Source organism: Agrococcus sp. SL85 (genome assembly GCF_026625845.1).
In the GTDB taxonomy this organism is placed as follows: Bacteria; Actinomycetota; Actinomycetes; order Actinomycetales; family Microbacteriaceae; genus Agrococcus.
This window is the reverse complement of sequence record NZ_CP113066.1, coordinates 689038-705870: the sequence shown is the minus strand read 5'-3', so window position 1 is coordinate 705870 and position 16833 is coordinate 689038. Positions and strand designations below refer to the sequence as shown.

At 74.8% G+C, this 16833-nt stretch carries 17 protein-coding genes and 1 pseudogene; 12 read left to right on the top strand and 6 right to left on the bottom strand.

Features of this window, described 5'->3' with window-relative positions; genetic code table 11:
* Complete coding sequence (locus OVA14_RS03390) at nucleotides 1–1017, bottom strand: Lrp/AsnC family transcriptional regulator (RefSeq protein WP_267504885.1); 1017 nt, start codon at nucleotides 1015–1017, stop codon at nucleotides 1–3.
* Nucleotides 1018–1145: 128 nt separating this feature from the next.
* Here OVA14_RS03390 and OVA14_RS03385 point away from each other — a divergent pair, with 128 nt between their 5' ends.
* From OVA14_RS03385 to OVA14_RS03340, 10 genes are all read left to right on the top strand, one after another.
* A complete protein-coding gene (locus OVA14_RS03385; protein WP_267504884.1) occupies nucleotides 1146–2705 on the top strand; it encodes an AbgT family transporter in 1560 nt (519 codons plus the stop codon).
* Between the two features lie 31 nt (nucleotides 2706–2736).
* Nucleotides 2737–3963, top strand: a complete 1227-nt coding sequence (locus OVA14_RS03380; protein WP_267504883.1) for a M20 family metallopeptidase — start codon at nucleotides 2737–2739, stop codon at nucleotides 3961–3963.
* 280 nt (nucleotides 3964–4243) lie between these two features.
* Nucleotides 4244–4384 carry a hypothetical protein gene (locus OVA14_RS03375; RefSeq protein WP_267504882.1) on the top strand — a complete coding sequence of 47 codons (141 nt, stop codon included), beginning with the start codon at nucleotides 4244–4246 and terminating at the stop codon, nucleotides 4382–4384.
* 2 nt (nucleotides 4385–4386) lie between these two features.
* The gene (locus OVA14_RS03370; RefSeq protein ID WP_267504881.1) at nucleotides 4387–5004 is read left to right on the top strand and encodes a winged helix-turn-helix domain-containing protein; all 618 of its coding nucleotides are present in this window, start codon (nucleotides 4387–4389) and stop codon (nucleotides 5002–5004) included.
* Nucleotides 5005–5250: 246 nt separating this feature from the next.
* Nucleotides 5251–6540: an MFS transporter gene (locus OVA14_RS03365; protein WP_267504880.1), complete on the top strand. Its 1290-nt coding sequence runs from the start codon at nucleotides 5251–5253 to the stop codon at nucleotides 6538–6540.
* 126 nt (nucleotides 6541–6666) lie between these two features.
* Nucleotides 6667–7218, top strand: a complete 552-nt coding sequence (locus tag OVA14_RS03360; protein ID WP_267504879.1) for a hypothetical protein — start codon at nucleotides 6667–6669, stop codon at nucleotides 7216–7218.
* Between the two features lie 52 nt (nucleotides 7219–7270).
* The gene (locus OVA14_RS03355; protein WP_267504878.1) at nucleotides 7271–7750 is read left to right on the top strand and encodes a glutathione peroxidase; all 480 of its coding nucleotides are present in this window, start codon (nucleotides 7271–7273) and stop codon (nucleotides 7748–7750) included.
* A 55-nt stretch (nucleotides 7751–7805) separates the two neighbouring features.
* Nucleotides 7806–8432, top strand: coding sequence for a hypothetical protein (locus OVA14_RS03350; RefSeq protein WP_267504877.1), 627 nt, complete (start codon nucleotides 7806–7808; stop codon nucleotides 8430–8432).
* 118 nt (nucleotides 8433–8550) lie between these two features.
* Complete coding sequence (locus OVA14_RS03345; protein ID WP_267505479.1) at nucleotides 8551–9696, top strand: low temperature requirement protein A; 1146 nt, start codon at nucleotides 8551–8553, stop codon at nucleotides 9694–9696.
* A complete protein-coding gene (locus OVA14_RS03340) occupies nucleotides 9693–10547 on the top strand; it encodes a sulfite exporter TauE/SafE family protein (protein ID WP_267504876.1) in 855 nt (284 codons plus the stop codon). The genes OVA14_RS03345 and OVA14_RS03340 overlap by 4 nt, the downstream gene beginning before the upstream one ends.
* Before the next feature lie 4 nt (nucleotides 10548–10551).
* Here OVA14_RS03340 and OVA14_RS03335 read toward each other — a convergent pair whose 3' ends face one another.
* The 4 genes from OVA14_RS03335 to OVA14_RS03320 all read right to left on the bottom strand — a co-directional run bounded on the left by OVA14_RS03335 (nucleotide 10552) and on the right by OVA14_RS03320 (nucleotide 13420).
* A complete protein-coding gene (locus OVA14_RS03335) occupies nucleotides 10552–11028 on the bottom strand; it encodes a DUF427 domain-containing protein (RefSeq protein ID WP_267504875.1) in 477 nt (158 codons plus the stop codon).
* A 76-nt stretch (nucleotides 11029–11104) separates the two neighbouring features.
* Nucleotides 11105–12370, bottom strand: coding sequence for an MFS transporter (locus OVA14_RS03330; protein WP_267504874.1), 1266 nt, complete (start codon nucleotides 12368–12370; stop codon nucleotides 11105–11107).
* Nucleotides 12367–12786 carry a MarR family winged helix-turn-helix transcriptional regulator gene (locus OVA14_RS03325; protein WP_267504873.1) on the bottom strand — a complete coding sequence of 140 codons (420 nt, stop codon included), beginning with the start codon at nucleotides 12784–12786 and terminating at the stop codon, nucleotides 12367–12369. The genes OVA14_RS03330 and OVA14_RS03325 overlap by 4 nt, the downstream gene beginning before the upstream one ends.
* Before the next feature lie 109 nt (nucleotides 12787–12895).
* On the bottom strand, nucleotides 12896–13420 hold the full coding sequence (locus OVA14_RS03320) for a hypothetical protein (protein WP_267504872.1): 525 nt from the start codon (nucleotides 13418–13420) through the stop codon (nucleotides 12896–12898).
* 190 nt (nucleotides 13421–13610) lie between these two features.
* Between OVA14_RS03320 and OVA14_RS03315 the strand changes: the two genes are divergently transcribed.
* Nucleotides 13611–13970, top strand: coding sequence for a hypothetical protein (locus OVA14_RS03315; RefSeq protein WP_267504871.1), 360 nt, complete (start codon nucleotides 13611–13613; stop codon nucleotides 13968–13970).
* Nucleotides 13971–14050: 80 nt separating this feature from the next.
* On the opposite strand, the gene OVA14_RS03310 is transcribed toward OVA14_RS03315, so the two are convergent.
* Entirely contained in the window at nucleotides 14051–15277 is a 1227-nt protein-coding gene (locus OVA14_RS03310) for a phosphotransferase (RefSeq protein WP_267504870.1), read from the bottom strand.
* Here OVA14_RS03310 and OVA14_RS03305 point away from each other — a divergent pair.
* A pseudogene (locus OVA14_RS03305) lies at nucleotides 15180–16763 on the top strand (sensor histidine kinase); the annotation flags it as partial. The gene OVA14_RS03310 and the pseudogene OVA14_RS03305 sit on opposite strands and share 98 nt — an antisense overlap.
* Nucleotides 16764–16833: the final 70 nt, after the last annotated feature.

Sequence of the window (16833 nt, the reverse complement as noted above, 5' to 3'; positions counted from 1 at the left end):
TCAGCCGGCGACGGCCCAGGGGACCTGGCCCGAGCGCCGGCGCGCGTCGTCGAAGGTGTGCCCGAGGCGCTTGTAGTAGTGCAGGAGCAGGCTGCGATCGAGCACGCGCACGGTGAGGCCGCGGGTGATCTGCGCCTCGATCTCGGCCGCCTCCTCGAGCGAGCGCAGCCAGACGATCGCGTAGAGGTTCGAGGGCCCGCCGGCGAGCGCGGCGCACAGTCGGGTCGTGGGCAGGTCGCCGATGCGGCGCGCGGCCTCGTCGAGCTGCGCGGCCGGCACCACCATCCACAGCGCGAGCGAGTGCGGCCAGTGCGGCTGGTCGAGCGTGACGTCGACGCGCTGCACGATGCGGCGCGAGGCCAGCAGCCGGTGCGCGGTGCGGCGGGCGTGCGCCTCGCCCGTGCCGAGCGCCGCCGCGATGCGCGCGGTGGGGGCGCGGCCGTCGCGCTCGAGCGCGCCGAGCACGGCGAGCGTGCCCGGCGCCGAGAGCGGCGGGGTGGCGCCGGAGGCGGGGCCGGCGCCGACGCCGCGGTCGGGCCCGTCGAGCACGCCGGCGCGCCAGTGGGAGCCTTCGCGGAAGACGCGGGTCATGATCGACGAGCGCACGCCCACGACGTCCGCGTGCGCGCCGAGGTCGCGCTGCACGATCCGGCGCAGCTCCTCGAGGTCCTCCGCGAAGACGATGAGGCCGAGGTCGCGCTCGCCCGTCTGCGCCGAGACGGTCACGATGCGCGGATGCGCCGAGAGCGCGGCCGCGACCGCGTCCGAGGTGCCCGGCCGGCACCGCACCTCGACGAGCCCCGAGACGAGGCCCGCGCCGATGCCCGGGTAGGTCGTGATCCACGCGGTGCCCGCCTCGACCAGCCGCTCCCAGCGCCGCCGCGCGGTCGGCGCCGAGACGCCGATCGCCGCCGCCACCTGCGCCCAGGGCGCACGGGGGTCGCGCTGCAGCGCCTCGATGAGGGCGAGGTCCGAATGCGACAGCGCGTGCGCGGGATCAGGGGCGGTGAGGTCCACATCGGACATCCTGCCGCGGATCCGAGCCGGGATCATCCGATGTCACATGCGCGCAACACCGGAACCGCATCCTTGACGGCAACGCACATCCGGGCCCTCCCTGCCCGTGACCACCGGAGAGGGGCACCATGACCACCACCGAGGACGGCCGCGCCACCCGCGACGCCGGGCTCGCGCTCGCCGAGGCGCCGGGGCTCACCGGCCGCATGCTGCGCGGCATCGAGCGCGTCGGCAACCGCCTGCCGCACCCCTTCTACCTCTTCCTCATCCTCGCCGGGCTCGTCGCCGTCGCCTCGGCGATCGCCGCCGCGGCGGGGGCGACGACGCTCGACCCCGCGACCGACGAGGTCGTGCCGGTGCAGAGCCTGCTCTCGCCCGAGGGGGCCGTCTACGCGCTCACGAGCGCGATCGACAACTTCGTCGCGTTCCCGCCGTTCGGCCTCATCGTCACCGTCATGCTCGGCATCGGGGTCGCCGAGCGCCTGGGGCTCCTCAGCGCCTTCATGCGCGGCGCGGTGCTCGCGGCGCCCCGCTCGCTCGTCACGGTCGTGGTCGTGGTGGTGAGCCTCATGGGCAACCTCGCCTCCGACTCGGCGATGGTGATCATCCCGCCGCTCGCGGCCGCCGCGTTCCTCGCCGCCGGCCGCCACCCGCTCGCGGGCTTCATCACGAGCTACGCGGCCGTCGTCGCGGGCTTCAGCGCCAACGTCATCATCGCCGGCACCGACGTGCTGCTCTCGGGCATCACGACCTCCTCCGCGCAGATCGTCGACCCCGACGCGCAGGTGACGCCGCTCGCGAACTGGTACTTCATGTCGGTGTCGCTCGTGATCCTCGCGATCGCGATCACCGTCACCTGCCAGCGCTTCCTCGAGCCGCGCCTCGGCCCCTGGAGGGGTGAGGCGGAGGCCGACGACACGAAGCCGCTCGAGCGCGCCGAGCGCCGCGGCCTCATCGCCGCCGGCATCGCCGTCGTCGTCTTCCTCGGCCTCGTCGCCACCGCCGCGCTCGTGCCCGGCTCGCCCCTGCAGGGCGAGGGCGGCCAGCTGCTGCGCTCGCCGTTCATGGACGGCCTGCCGATCCTCCTGCTGCTGTTCTTCCTCGTCGTCGGCGTCACCTACGGCCTCGCGGCCGGCACCCTTACACGCTGGTCGCAGGTGCCGGAGATGATGGTGGAGTCGGTGAAGGAGCTCGTGCCCTTCATCGTCGTCATCTTCACGGCGGCGCAGGCGATCGCCTGGTTCTCGTGGTCGAAGCTGGGCCTGCTCGTCGCGACGAGCGGCGCGGAGGCGCTCGGCGCCGCGGGCCTCGACGGCGTCGGCGGCCTGCTGCTCTTCAGCCTCTTCGTGATCCTCCCGGCGCTGCTGCTCGCGAGCGGCTCAGCGCTGTGGACGCTGCTCGGCCCGATCTTCGTGCCGATGTTCATGCTGAACGGCATCGACCCCGCCGCCGTGCAGGCCGCGTTCCGCATCGCCGACTCGGCCACGAACCCGCTCGTGCCGATGAACCCGATGCTGCCCGTGATCCTCGGCCTCATGCAGCGCTGGGCGCCGAAGGGCGGCCTCGGCACGCTCTTCAGCCTCGTGCTGCCCTTCACGATCGTCATCCTCGTCGTCTGGCTGCTGCAGCTGCTCGTGTGGGGCCTCGCCGGCCTGCCGTTCGGCCCCGGCCACGGCCTGATGCTCTGACCCCGACTCCCCGCCCCAAGGAAGGAATCGCATGACCACCACCACCCCCGCTCCCGATGCCGCCGCGGCCGTCGCGCCCGATGTCGACGCGCTCGTCGCCGAGGCCCGCGCGGCGCTCGCCGCCCACCTGCCCACGCTCGTCGACGTCGCCGCCGACCTCCACGCGCATCCCGAGATCCGCTTCACCGAGGTGCACGCCGCCGCGCGTCTCACCGCCGAGCTCGAGGCCGCCGGCTTCGCCGTGGAGCGCGGCTTCGCGGGCCTGGAGACCGCCTTCGTCGGGCGCTGGTCGACGCCGGAGGCGGGCGAGGAGGCCCCGACGATCGCGATCTTCCTCGAGTACGACGCGCTCGAGGGCATCGGCCACGCCTGCGGCCACAACATCATCGCCGCGGCAGGCCTCGGGGCGGCGCTCGCGACGAAGGATGCGCTCGCGGCCGGGGGCGCGCCCGCGCACCTGGTGGCGATCGGCAGCCCGGGCGAGGAGGGCGCGGCGGGCAAGGTGCCGATGATCGAGGGCGGCGTGCTCGACGGCATCGACCTGGCGATGATGATCCACCCGGCGGGGGAGGACGTGGCGGCCTCGTCGTCGCTGTCGCGCGTCGCGCTCGACGTCGACTTCACGGGCCGCGCGAGCCACGCGGCCGCGCACCCCGAGCGCGGCATCAACGCGCTCGACGCCTCGACGCTCGCGCTCACCGCCATCGGCCTGCTGCGGCAGCAGCTGGCGGACGACGTGCGCGTCCACGCGATCGTCACCGACGGCGGCCAGGCGCCCAACATCATCCCCGAGCGCACGGCGCTGCGCGTCTTCGTGCGGGCGGAGGACCGCGATGCGCTGCTCGAGACGGTGGTGCCGCGCGTTCGGGCGTGCTTCGAGGGCGCCGCGATCGCGACGGGCTGCCAGGTGGCGATCGCCGAGAACACGCCGCCCTACTTCTCGCTGCGGCCGAACCCGACGCTGGCCGGCATCGCGGAGCGCGCGCTCGTCGCGCTCGGCCGCACGCCCGCGGTCGCGCCGCAGATGGGCGGCTCGACCGACATGGGCAACGTCTCGCACGTGGTGCCCTCGATCCACCCGATGCTCACGCTCGTGCCCGACTGCTCGCCGCACACGCGCGAGTTCGCCGAGGCGGCGGGCGGCCCGGCGGCCGAGCCGGTGATCGCCGACGGGGCGGCGCTGCTCGCCGCGACGGCGCTCGCGGCGTTCCGCGACCCCGCGGTCGTCGCCGAGGCGAAGGCCGCCTTCGGCCGCTGACCCCTCCTCCGTCGGTCGAGGAGCGCATGGCCGCAGCCCTCGCCCCCTTCGTCGGTCGAGGAGCGCGCGGCGCAGCCGCACGCGTCACGAGACCCGCATGGCGAGGCGGGCCTCGTGACGGCCGCGCCCGTGGCGCGGCCTCCTCGACCGACGAGCCGCGACACGCCGAAGCATCTCTTGTGAAAGAACTCTTGCGAAGCGTCTCTTCTGAAAGTATCCTTTCGGATGTCGGCACAGGTGATCATCGACCGGCTCGCCGACACCGACCGAGGAGGCAGCCATGGGACGCACTCGCAGCATCCCCGCCCGCATCGCGACCGCGCGCGAGGAGCGCCACCGCATGCGTCGCGAGGCCGATCGGCAGGAGCGGCACATCGACCGCATCCGAGCCGAGGCCATGATCCAGCGTGGTTGGATCTGAGCATGGCTGAGGAGCTCCACGAGCAGGGGGACCACGGACGGCCGGCGCTGCGCACCAGCGACCCGGCGGTCCTGCGGGCGCTCGCCCACCCCCTGCGCGTCGAGATCCTCGCCGCCATCGACGACCTCGGCGAGGCGACCGCGACCCAGGTCGCGGAGCGCATCGGCGACACCCCGTCGAACTGCTCGTTCCACCTCCGCACCCTCGCCCGCGCCGGCTTCATCGAGCGGGCCGAGGCGCAGGGCACGTCGAAGCCGTGGCGCGCCGTGCACCGCGAGCGCGACCTGCGGCCCGACCCGAACGACCCGGAGTCGCTGCGCAGCTCGGGCACGATCGGCGCGCTCTACGTGCAGCACGAGGCCGACCGCGTCGTGCGCTTCCTCACCACCCAGGGCGCCGAGCTCATGGGGGAGTGGGCTGGCGGCACGAGCGTGACCACGGGCACGTTCTGGGCGACGCCCGAGGAGCTCGCCGAGGTCACCGAGCAGATCCGGCGGCTCTCCGAGCGCTTCGCGGGCCGCAGCGACGACCCCGCGAAGCGCCCGCCGGGCAGCCGCAAGGCCTACCTGCTCGCCACCGTGAACCCCGACTTCGAGCTGCCGGCGACGCCGGAGGCGTAGCCCGGAGGCGTAGCCCGGCCGGCCCTCGGCCGCCGCCCACCCGATCTCGCGCCGCGCCGACCTCCCCGCTGATCGAGGAGCGCGTGCCGCAGGCGCACGCGTCTCGAGACCCACCGAGCGAACCGGGCCTCGTGGCGGCAGCGCCCCCGGCGCGGCCTCCCTGACCGGCGACGGGCTGCTCCGTCGCGCCCGCACGCCACCCCATCAGCCCCCCGCATCGTCGCGGCGCCGCCCGAGAGGCATCCGATGACCGCCGCCGCCGAGACCATGCCCGCCGCCCGCGCCGCATCCCCCATGCGGCGCCCCGAGTACCGACGCCTCATGGTCGGCTGGTTCGCCACCAACCTCGGCGACTCCGCCCTGTACCTCGTGCTGGCGATCTGGATGCGCGAGCTCACCGGCTCCGACACGGCGGCCGCGCTCGTCTTCCTCTTCCTCGGCCTCCCGGCCCTGTTCGCGCCCTTCGCGGGGCAGCTGGCCGACCGGATGAGCCGCCGCCGCCTGCTCGTGGGCACGAACCTCGGCACCGCGGCCGTCGTGCTCGTGCTGCTGCTCGTCGACGGCCCGGAGCGCGCGTGGCTCATCTACGCGGTCACCTTCCTCTACGGCCTCGCCGCCTACCTCACCGCCGCAGCCCAGTCGGGCCTGCTGCGCGATCTGGTGCCCGACGAGGAGCTCGGCAGCGCGAACGGCATCTTCACCTCGATCGACAGCGTCTGCCGGATCGTCTCGCCGGCCCTCGGTGCCGGCCTCTTCGTGCTCGCGGGGCCCTGGGCGGTCGTCGCGGTCGCCGCCGCGGGCTTCCTCGTGATGGGCGTCCTGCTGCTGACGCTGCGGGTCGAGGAGTCGGCGCCCGAGCCGCGCCTCGAGGGCGAGACTGCGTGGCACGAGATCACCGCGGGCTTCCGCGCGCTGCTCGCCGACCCCGTGCTGCGGCTGCTCACGATCGCGACGGCCGTCGCGTTCGGCATCACGGGCCTCCTGAACGCCACGATCTTCCCGCTCATCGAGGACGGCCTGCGGGCCGGCCCTGCCGCGCTGGGGCCCGCGCAGACCATCCAGGGCGTCGGCGCGCTCGTCGGAGGCCTGTGCGCCGCGGCGGTGCTGCGGCGGATCGGCGAGCGGCGGCTGGTCTTCTGGGGTCTCGTGCTGCTGGGCCTCGGCATCGCGGCCTCGCTGCCGCTCGTGACGCTCGGGCTGCCGGAGCCGTGGATGCGCTGGGCGGGCATCGGCGTCGTGCAGACGCTGATCGGCTTCGGCGTGCCGTGGGTGATCGTGGGCGTCGTGACGCTGCGGATGCGGCTGACGCCGGCACGGCTGCAGGGCCGCACCTCGGCGGCGCTCACCATGGCCATCAGCGTGCCGCAGATGCTGCTGCTGGCGCTCGGGGCCGCGCTGCTGGGGGCCGTCGACTACCGCTGGCTGCTCGCGGTCTCGGCGGTGGGCGTGCTGGGCGCGGCCGCCTCGGTGGCTGTCGGCCTGCGCCGGGCGCCGGGCGCCTCCGCGCCTGCCGCAGCCATCCCACCCGCTGGCTGAGTCGCTCCGCGCCCCCAGCCCGCACCGAGCCCGGAGGAATCAGCCGTGAGCGGGCACCTGGCTGCACTATCCATTCAGGTGCTCGCTCAGCGCCGATTCCTCCGGGCCCTGTGGGATGCTCGCTCCATGCGCCGCGGATGGGTCGTCGTCCTGGCGGTGCTCATCGTGCTCGTGGGTGCCGCCGCGCTGGTGCTTCGAGGCGGAGGGCCCGAGACCCCCGCCGGATGGATCCCCGCGATCCTCGAAGCGAGCCCCTTCGTCCTGCTGGCGTCCCTCCTGCTGGGATTCTTCGACCTCGGCGCGACGACGATGGTCGAGCGCGGCCAGGCGGCGCGCCTCCGCCGCCGCATGGGCGACGACGCGAGGCTCGCGCTCGTCCCGCCCCGCGAGGGCCGCCCGCCCGGGCTCGGCTCGTGGACCTTCGACGCGGTCGCGGGCGAGCTCGCCCGCCTCGTGGCGCTCCGCGGCCTCGACCTGGAGGTGCGGCGCACGCGGCGCCGACTCCGCATCGCGCGCCCCGGCGGCGCCGCCGGCGTCGACCTCGTCCACGACGGCTCCTACCGCTGCCAGCGGATCGAGATCGGCGACGACCCGGCAGTGCGCGCCGAGATCGACGACCTGCTGCGGACCGTGGGCCGTACCGCCGCCTGGGGCTTCGACGTTCTGCCGCTGTCGTGATCGCGACCCGCATCCATCGGATGCGCAGAGGCAGACGCGGCAAGATGGGGGCATGACGACGCTCAGCGACTTCCAGGTGCAGACCCTCGAGGGCGGCGACGCCGACCTCGCCCAGTACGACGGCAAGGTCGTGCTCGTGGTGAACACCGCGAGCAAGTGCGGCCTCACGCCGCAGTTCGAGGGCCTGGAGCAGCTGCACCGCGAGCTGGCCGACCAGGGCTTGGTCGTGCTCGGCTTCCCCTCCGACTCGTTCGCGCAGGAGCACGGCTCGAGCGACGAGATCGCGGAGGTCTGCCAGCGCAACTACGGCGTCACCTTCCCGATGATGGAGAAGGTCGCCGTCAACGGCGGCGACACCCACCCCGTCTTCGCGTGGCTGAAGCAGGAGCAGAAGGGCCTCCTCGGCGGCGCGATCAAGTGGAACTTCACGAAGTTCCTCATCGGCCGCGACGGCACCGTGCTCGAGCGCTTCGCCCCCACGGCCACCCCCGACGAGCTGCGCCCCAGCATCGAGCGCGCGCTCGCCGCCTGACCCGGTCGGGGATCCCCCGGAGGCCGCGTTCGGCGCGGCACCCTATGCTCGCGCCATGACCTCCGCGAGCGCCGACGGCGTGCCCGAGCCCGCCGCCCGACGCCTCGACCCCGCCGTCGTCCGTGCCGCGCACCGCGCCGGCGCGCTCGGCGGCGGGATGCTGTGGACGGGCGTCGCAGCGACGTACGCGGCCTCCAGCCTGTCGATCGCGTCGCTGTCGATGGCAGCATCGATCGGCGCTCCCGAGCCCGGCGCGGTCGGCCCGACCCAGGTCGCGCTGCTCGGCGCCTGGCTCGCCACGGGCCCGGGTGCCTCACTCGCGGCCATCGCGCTGCTCGGCCTCGTGCTGGCCGTCGCGGGCGTCTTCGCCAGCGCACGCATGCTCGCCGGAGCGGGGGTGCCGCGTCCGACCGCCACGACGATGCTGGGCTCAGTGCTCGCCGCGCTGCTCGGCACGGCCGCGGCAGCGATCGTGACGGCGATCGCCCCTATCGGCTGGCACGTCGGGTTCGGTGGGTACGGAGGCGCTGACGCGGCGCAGGCGGCGCAGGTCGCGCTGCAGATCCTCCCCCAGATGCTCGGCGGCGTCGTCAGCGGCGTCGCGATCCTCGCCGTCGCATGCACCGCCGCCGGCATCCTCACCTGGCGCCTCGCCGCCCGCATCCTCTCGCCGAGGGCCTGATCCCACGGCGCGGGGCTACGCTCGCGCCATGAGCCAGTCGAACCACGTCGGCGACAGCGCCGACGGCGCCCCGAGGGTCGAGCGGGCGGGCGAGCACGGGCGCCTGCGGCTGCTGCGCATGCGGCCGCGCGACCCCGAGGAGCTGGGCCGCACCGCCACGCCGCTCGAGCTGTTCTTCGACCTCGTCTTCGTGGTCGCCGTGAGCATCGCGGCCGTGAACCTGCACCACGCCCTCAGCGACGGCCACGTCGTCGAGGGCCTCCTGGCCTACGGCGCCATCTTCTTCGGCATCTGGTGGGCGTGGATGAACTTCACGTGGTTCGCCACGTCGTTCGGCACCGACGACTGGCTCTACCGCGTGCTGACCTTCGTGCAGATGGCGGGCGTGCTCGTGCTCGCGGCCGGCATCAAGCCGATGTTCGAGGAGGGCGACGCGACGATCCTCATCCTCGCCTACGTCGTCATGCGCGTCGCGATGATCGCCCAGTGGCTGCGGGCCTCCCGTGCAGGCGGCGAGGAGGGCCGGGCCGCGCGCCTGTACGCGGGCGGCATCGGCGCCGCCCAGGTGCTGTGGCTGCTCTCGCTGCTGCTGCCCGACGGCCTCACGCCGGTCGCGTTCGTCGTGCTCATCGGCGTCGAGCTGGCCGTGCCGCTCGTCGCCGAGCGGCGCGGGCGCACGCCGTGGCATCCGCACCACATCACCGAGCGCTTCGGCCTCTTCAGCCTCATCCTGCTCGGCGAGAGCCTGCTCGCCTCCGCGAACGCGGTGGTCGAGGCGCTCGAGACCGTGCAGGAGCTCGGGCCGCTGCTCTGGATCGCGGTGCTCGCGCTCGCGGTCACGTGCGCGCTGTGGTGGATCTACTTCTGGCCGCCGCACCACCGCGCCATCGACGGCTTCGCCGCCTCGCTCGTCTACGGCTACACGCACTTCCTCGTCTTCGCCGCGGCCGGCGCGCTCTCGGCCGGCATCGAGGTCGAGATCGACGTGCTCACGGGCGAGTCGGCGCTCGACCCGCTCGCCGCCTCCTTCACCGTCACGGTGCCGATCGCGGTCTTCGTGCTCGGCGTCTGGTGGATCGCGCTGCGCCACCAGGGCGACCGCGTCGTGAACGTCGCCGTGCCGACGGGCGCGCTGCTCGTGCTGCTCGACCCGGTGCTGCCGTTCCCCGTGGCCGTCACGGCGATCATCCTCGCGCTCGTCGTGGCGGTGCTCGTGGTGCGCGCGCCCGTGGAGGCGCACGAGCACGGCAGGATGGGTGGGTGAGCGACGACCTCGAGACCCCCCAGCACGAGACCCCCCAGCGGCGGCCGATCTGGGCCTACGTGACCATCGGCCTGCTGGCGGGCTTCCTGTCGGGGCTGTTCGGCATCGGCGGCGGGATCGTCATCGTGCCGCTGCTCGTGCTGCTCGCGCACGTCGAGCGCAAGCGCGCCTCCGGCACCTCGCTCGCGGCGATCGTGCCCTCGGCGCTCGTCGGCGTCGCCTCCTACGCCGTGGGCGGGCACGTCGACTGGCTCATCGCGCTCATCCTCGTCGTGGGCTCCGTCGTGGGCGCGCAGGTGGGCGCGTGGCTGCTGCACCGGCTGCCGGTGGGCGTGATCCGCTGGGCGTTCATCGCCTTCCTCGCGGTCGTGGCCGTCAACCTCTTCCTCGCCGTGCCCTCGCGGGAGGCCGAGCTCGCGCTCACGGCCTGGCCCGTCGTGGGCCTCGTCGCGCTCGGCTTCGTCACCGGCGTGCTCTCGGGCATCCTCGGCGTCGGCGGCGGCATCGTCGTGGTGCCGATGCTCATCCTGCTGTTCGGGCAGAGCGATCTCGTGGCCAAGGGCACCTCGCTCGCGATGATGATCCCCACCGCGCTCTCGGGCACGATCGGCAACCTGCGGCGCAAGAACGTCGACCTCGTCGGCGCGGGCCTCGTGGGCGTGTCTGCCTGCGTCACGACCGCGCTCGGCGCGGCGCTCGCGGCCGCGCTCGACCCGCAGACGGCCTCGATCGTGTTCGCCGCGTTCCTCGTGGTGCTCATCGTGCGGCTCGTCGTCGAGGCCGTGCAGGCCGGCCGCACGGCGAAGGCCGAGCGGGCGAGCCAGGCGTCGCCCGAGGCCGACCGCGCCTAGGCGCTCACCAGCCGCGCGTGCCGGGAGCGCCCTTGAAGGGCCCCTGCACGCGCGAGGTGATCCAGCCGCCGTAGAAGTCGCCCTCCTGAGGTCGCACGACCTCGCCGTCGACCTCCACCCGGTCCATGCGCCCGGGGTAGAGCGCGATGTGGCCGGCGAGCGCCCCGAAGCCGGGCTGCGGCAGCGGGTACGTCCATGCCGCGCCCTGCTCGGCGCGCTCGCCGCCGCGCACCGTCAGGTAGGAGGCGCGCCCCTTGAACTCGCACATGCTCGCGCCGGGCGCGGGCTCGAGCGAGCCGGGCACGAAGGCCTCGCGCGGCAGGTAGTAGGTGGGCGGATGGCTCGTCTCGAGCACCCTGAGGGCGCTGCGCGTCTCGGCGATGACCGTGCCGCCGAGCACGACCCGCACGTGCTCGTCGGTCGGCTCCACGCGCGGCGGCCTCGGGTAGTCCCAGACGGACTCGACATCGTGCTGCGTCATCCATGCACCTCCCCAGCGCGGCGCCCACGGTAGCGGCGCCGCCTGTGGCGGCGGTGCGAAGCGGATGCGACGCGGCTCAGCGCACGATGTCGACGGACTCGGTGGGCGAGCCGAGGGTCAGCGTGCCCGTGCGGCTCATGCGGTCGGCGCGCCGGGCGCGCGCCCACCAGATGGCGCCGATCACGAAGGCGAGGAGGCACGTGATCGAGGCGACCATGATGCCCCAGCGCGGACCGAACTCGTCGGCCACCCAGCCGACGATGGGGGCGCCGATGGGCGTGCCGCCCATGAACACGGCGCCGTACAGCGCCATGACGCGGCCGCGGACCTCCGGCGCGGAGGTGAGCTGGACCGTCGCGTTCGCGTTCGTCATGAAGAGCTGCGCCGTGAAGCCCGCGAGCGCGAGCGCGACGCCGAAGACGATGATGTGCGGGCTCCAGGCGGCGAGCGCGCACACCACCGAGAACGCGCCGAGGCCGCCGATCACGAGCGTCCACCGCGGCCGCTCGGCGCGCGCCGCGAGCAGCGCGCCCGAGACCGAGCCGATCGCCATCGCGGAGGAGAGGATGCCGAAGACGTCGGCGTCGGCCAGGTACTCCACGCTCGTCATCGTCGAGATGTAGATGGGGAAGTTGAGGCCGAAGGTGCCGAGGATGAACGCCATGACGAACACGACGAGCAGGTCGTCGCGGCGGCGCACGTAGCGGAAGCCCTGCACGATGTCGCCGAGGCCCTTCGCCCCGCGCGGGCTCGGCTGCAGCTCGGACACCCGCATCCGCAGCAGCGCGACGATCATCGCGAGGAACGTGGCCGCGTTGATGAGGAAGACGGGGCCGGGCGCGAGGAAGGCGATGAGGAGGCCCGCGACGGCCGGGCCGATGAGCCGCGCGCCGTGGAACGAGGCGGAGTTCAGCGCGACGGCGTTCGCGATGTCCTCCTTGCCGACCATCTCCGAGACGAAGGCCTGGCGGGCGGGGGTGTCGAACGCCTGCACGGTGCCGAAGGCGAGCGCGAAGACCTGCACCATCCACAGCTCCACGAGCCCCGTGACGACGATGATGCCGAGCGCGAGGGCGAGGACGCCGAGGAGGCTCTGCGTCCACAGCAGGATCTTCCGCCGGTCGTACTTGTCGGCCAGGTAGCCCGTGATGGGCACGAGCAGCAGCTGCGGGCCGAACTGCAGCGCCATGTTGATGCCGACGGCCGTCGCGTCGTTCATCGTGAGGATCGTGAGCACGGTCCACGACAGCGCGGTGCCCTGCATCCAGGCGCCGACGTTCGAGATGAGGGCGCCGACGAACCAGGTGCGGTAGTTGAAGAGCCGGAGGCTGCGGAACATCATGCCTCGGCGAGCCTCGCCAGGATGGGGACGGCCCGCTCGAGGGTGGCCCGGTCGTGCGGGTCGAGCGCGTCGATCGCGGCGGCGAGGGCGAGGTTGCGGCGCTCGCGGGCCTCGGCGATCATCGCCTCGCCCTTCTCGCTGATGCGGAGCACGACCATGCGGCCGTCGCTCGGGTGGTCGCTGCGCTCGACGTAGCCGAGCGACTCGAGGTGCTGCAGCGTCTTCACCATGCTCGGCGGCTTGACGCCCTCGAGCGCGGCTATGCGCGCGAGCGTGGGCTCCTCGAGCTGCTGCATGGCGCCGAGCGCCGAGAGGTGGTGGATCGCGAGGTTCTCGTCGACGCGCTCGCGGCGCATCCGGCGCGAGAGGCGCGCGGTCGCGACGCGGAGGCTGTCGGCGAGGGCGATCGTGGGCATGTCGTTAGTCTACCAAACGATCTGGTCCGCCGACCACGGCGCGACGCAGCGCAGCGCCCCGCCGTCACGAGGCGGGGCGCTGCGGGTCGGTCGGGTCGGGCGCGAGCGATCAGTCGTTCGAGACCGGGCTGACGGGCGAGACCGGCGAGACGGGCGACGCGGGCGTCGGCGGCGTCTGCGCCGAGACCGGCGACGGCGGCGTCTGCGCCGACACGGGCGACGGCGGCGTCTGGGCCGACACCGGGCTCGCGGGCGTCGGCACCGAGGCGGGCGTCGGGGCGGTGGGCGCCGTCGTGGCCGTCGGGGGCGTCTGCGCCGAGGGGCTCGAGTCGGCCTGCTGCGTCGGCGCGGGAGTCGCGGGGGAGGCCGAGGGCGAGGGCGCGGCGCTGGCCGAGGGCGCGGTCGGGGCCGTCGAGGGCGTCGGCGCCGTGATGACCTGGCCGTCGTCGCTGCCGGTCGCGGAGAGCACGACCGCGCCGCGGTCGAGCAGGCTGCCGCGGATCGACGCGTCGTCGATCACCCGGCCCTTCGCGTCGCGGAGCTCGGTGGCGCCGGCGACGGTGGCGGCGCCGGCGGCGATCGCGCCGAGGCTGAGGGCGCTCGCGGTGCCGATGGCGATCCAGGTGCGGTTCATGGTGTCCTCCTCGTGATGGGGGTCGGGGTCGACCTGCGCTCACGCTCGCAGGCCCGGGTGAGGCGGCGAGGAGGCGGCGGTGAGAGGGCTCTCACGGCCGCGCCCCGCTCAGTCGTCGTCGGAGTCGTCGCCGCCCGAGCCGTGGCCGGAGCTGTCGTCGTCATCGTCGTCGTCGTCGGGCGTCTCCGGGGTGTCGACCTCGACGGGCGCGACGGGCGCGGGCGGCTGGACCGGCTGGGGGCCGCCGGAGGCCGCCGGGGCCGACGAGGGCTCGGGGGCGTCGGAGCCCGTCGGCGACGTGGGGGCGGGCGACTCGGTCGCCGAGCTCGTGGGCGCCGGCGCCGAGATGGTCGGCTCGGCCGTGCCGCGCAGGCTCCACGCCGCGCACGGGCGCGCCGCCGACGTCGCGCACCGTCATGGCGCTCGCGGCGCCCATGGCGCCGAGCGCGATCGCGCCGATGCTGAGGGCGCCGGCCGCGCCGAGGATCCACTTCCGCTCCATGGTGCGATCCTCGCCCCTCCCGGTGAGGGCTCGAGGAGGGCCGGATGAGAGGACTCTCATCTGCCGAGGCGTGACTGCGGCCACGGCAGGCGTGCAGCGTGCAGCGGTGCAGGCTCAGCGCGGCAGGCTCAGCGCGGCAGCCTCAGCGCCTCGGCGCCCGCCTCGAGCGTCGCCGCCGCGGCGCGGGCGTCGCCGCGCTCGAGCGGCCCGAGCGCGTGCGCGATGACGTGCACCGCGAGCCGGTGCGCGAGCCGCGGCGCGTCCGGCGCATCGGGCGCGAGCCAGCGCTCGACGCCCGCGTCGAGCAGCCGGCGGAGGCCCGCGGCGCGCGCCGCATCGCCGTCGGCGAGGGCGATGGAGGCGGCGAGGTGCCCGAGGAGGGCGGCAGCGTCGTCGACGGGGTCGCCGAGGCCCGCCGTGTCGACGTCGATCACGCCCGAGAGCGCGCTCGGGTCGTCCGCCTCGACGAAGAGCTGGCCGATGTGGAGGTCGCCGTGCACCGTGCGGAGCGCCTCGGCAGGCACCATCACGGCGGCTGCGGGCGCCGCGTCGATCGCCCGCTCGAGCGCGGCGAGCGGCGCTGCGACGGCATCGACGGCGACCGACGCCACGCCGGCCGCCCTGGCGCGCTCGAGCGCCTGCGCGAGCCGCTCGCGGTACCACTCGTGCCGGTCGGCGAGCGAGGCACGGGCTCGCCGGTCCGTGCCGACCGACGCGATCGCGGTGCGGAGGCGCTCGACGGCGTCGAGCAGGGCCGCGGGGTCGGCGTCCTGCACGCGCGCCGGCAGCGGCTCGCCCGCGGCGGCCTCCGTGAGCACGATGCCGAGCGGCGACCAGCCCGTCACGACGGGCACGGGCACGCCGCCCGCGCGCAGCGACTCGTGGAGGCCGACGATCGCCGCGGCGCGCGAGGGACGCACGACCTTGAGGTACGTCTCGCGGCCCTCGGCGCGCATCCGCAGCATCGCGCGCTTGCCGGCGCGGTAGACGAGCAGCTCCGGGGCGCGGTCGATCGCGACGCCCAGGCGCGCCATGAGGGCCGCGGCGGGCTCGGGGAACAGCACGGGCGCGAGCGCCGGGAGGCGCGGATCGGCGGGGTGCAGCCAGATCCGCGCCTCGGGCGCCGCCGGATCGCCGAGCACGAGCCCGGTCTCCTCGGGGACGGCTCGGCGGGAGGTGTCGACGTACCAGTGGCGCGGCTGCGGCGCGAGCTCCTCGATGCCCGTGAGCGAGCCCGCGCCGAGCGGCTCGCGGCTGATGACGCGCAGCGGTCCCGCGAGCTCGTCGCCGAGCGCCTCCTGCAGCAGCCGCTCCTCGGCGCTCGCCGCGGCGTCCGGTCGGGTCGTCGTCTCCACCCTCCGATCCCAGCAGACGGACGCCTGCGGCGGGGTGCAGGTGAGGCTTCTCTCATCCGGGGTCCTGCGGCGGGCGCCGCCGTGGTGTGATGGGCGCATGACCGCCGCCCCGCGCCCGCGCCTGCGCACCTGGACGGTGCGCTCGCGGATCGTGGGCCTGCTCACGACGCTGTCGCTGCTCGGCATGCTCGTCGCGGGCGGGATCGCGTACGCCGTCGAGCGCGAGCGGGTGCTCGAGCAGGTGGACGCCAACCTGCGCTCGGCGCTCGAGGCCGCGAGCTTCACCGTGGGGCAGGAGCCCTGGCCCGCCGTGGAGGACGCGCTGGAGGCCGTGGTGCAGCGCGTCGCGCCCGACGACAACACGGGCGTGCTCGGCGTGCTCGACGGCCGCCCCGCGTTCGTGCCCTTCGTGAGCCCCGACCTCCGGCTCGAGCGGCTGCCGGGCCTCGTCGACCGCGTCGTGGCGGAGGCCGCGGGCGGCGGGCCGGTCATCGGCACGTACGCCGAGGGCGGCGACGTCGTGCAGTACCTCGCTGCGCCCATCACGATCGACGGCGCGCCCGCCGATGCGCCCGCCGCGCTCTTCGTGACCGCCTACGACGTGCGCGCCGAGCTCGAGGAGATCGACGCCGCGGCGCGCGTGTTCGTGATCGCGGCCCTCGTGGTCGCCGCGATCGTCTTCCTCGTGGGCCTGCTCGTCTCCGGGCGGCTCCTGAGCCCCGTGCGCCGCATCCGCGAGGTCGCCGAGCGCTCGTCCGAGCAGCGGCTCACCGAGCGGGTGCCGGTGACGGGCCGCGACGACGTCTCGCAGCTGGCCGAGACGGTCAACCGCATGCTCGACCGGCTCGGCGGCTCGCTCGACGCCCAGCGGCAGCTGCTGCAGGACGTCGGCCACGAGCTGAAGACGCCCATCACGATCGTGCGAGGGCACCTCGAGCTCGTCGACCCGGCCGACCCGCGCGACGTGGAGGAGACCCGGGCGCTCGCGATCGACGAGCTCGACCGGATGGCGCGGCTCGTCGAGGACATCCGGGCCGCCGCGCGGCTGCGCGAGCCGGACGCGTTCGCGCTCGTCGAGACCGACGTCGCGCTGCTCACCGAGCAGATCGCGTCGAAGGCGCGCGCGATCGATGGCGCCGAGCTCGCGGAGGGGGTGCTCGCGACACCGGTGCTCGCGCGGCTCGACCCCGACCGCATCACCCAGGCCATGCTCCAGCTGATCGCCAACGCCGTCCGGCACGCGCGCGGGCCGATCGCGATCGGCTCGCGCGTGCGCGGCGCCGACCTCGAGCTCTTCGTGCGCGATCGCGGGCCCGGGGTGCCGGACGCCATGAAGGCCGTCATCTTCGACCGCTTCCGCCGCGGCGAGGCGGAGGGGCGCGGTGACGGCGGCTCCGGCCTCGGGCTCGCGATCGTGGCCCTCATCGCCGAGCGGCACGGAGGCACGGCCTTCGTCGTCGACGCGGGGGAGGGCGCCGAGTTCGTGGTCGCGCTGCCCGGCGCCGTCGAGACCGCCGAGCCTGCCGCACCCTGCGCCCGGGCCTGCCGCGGCGCCC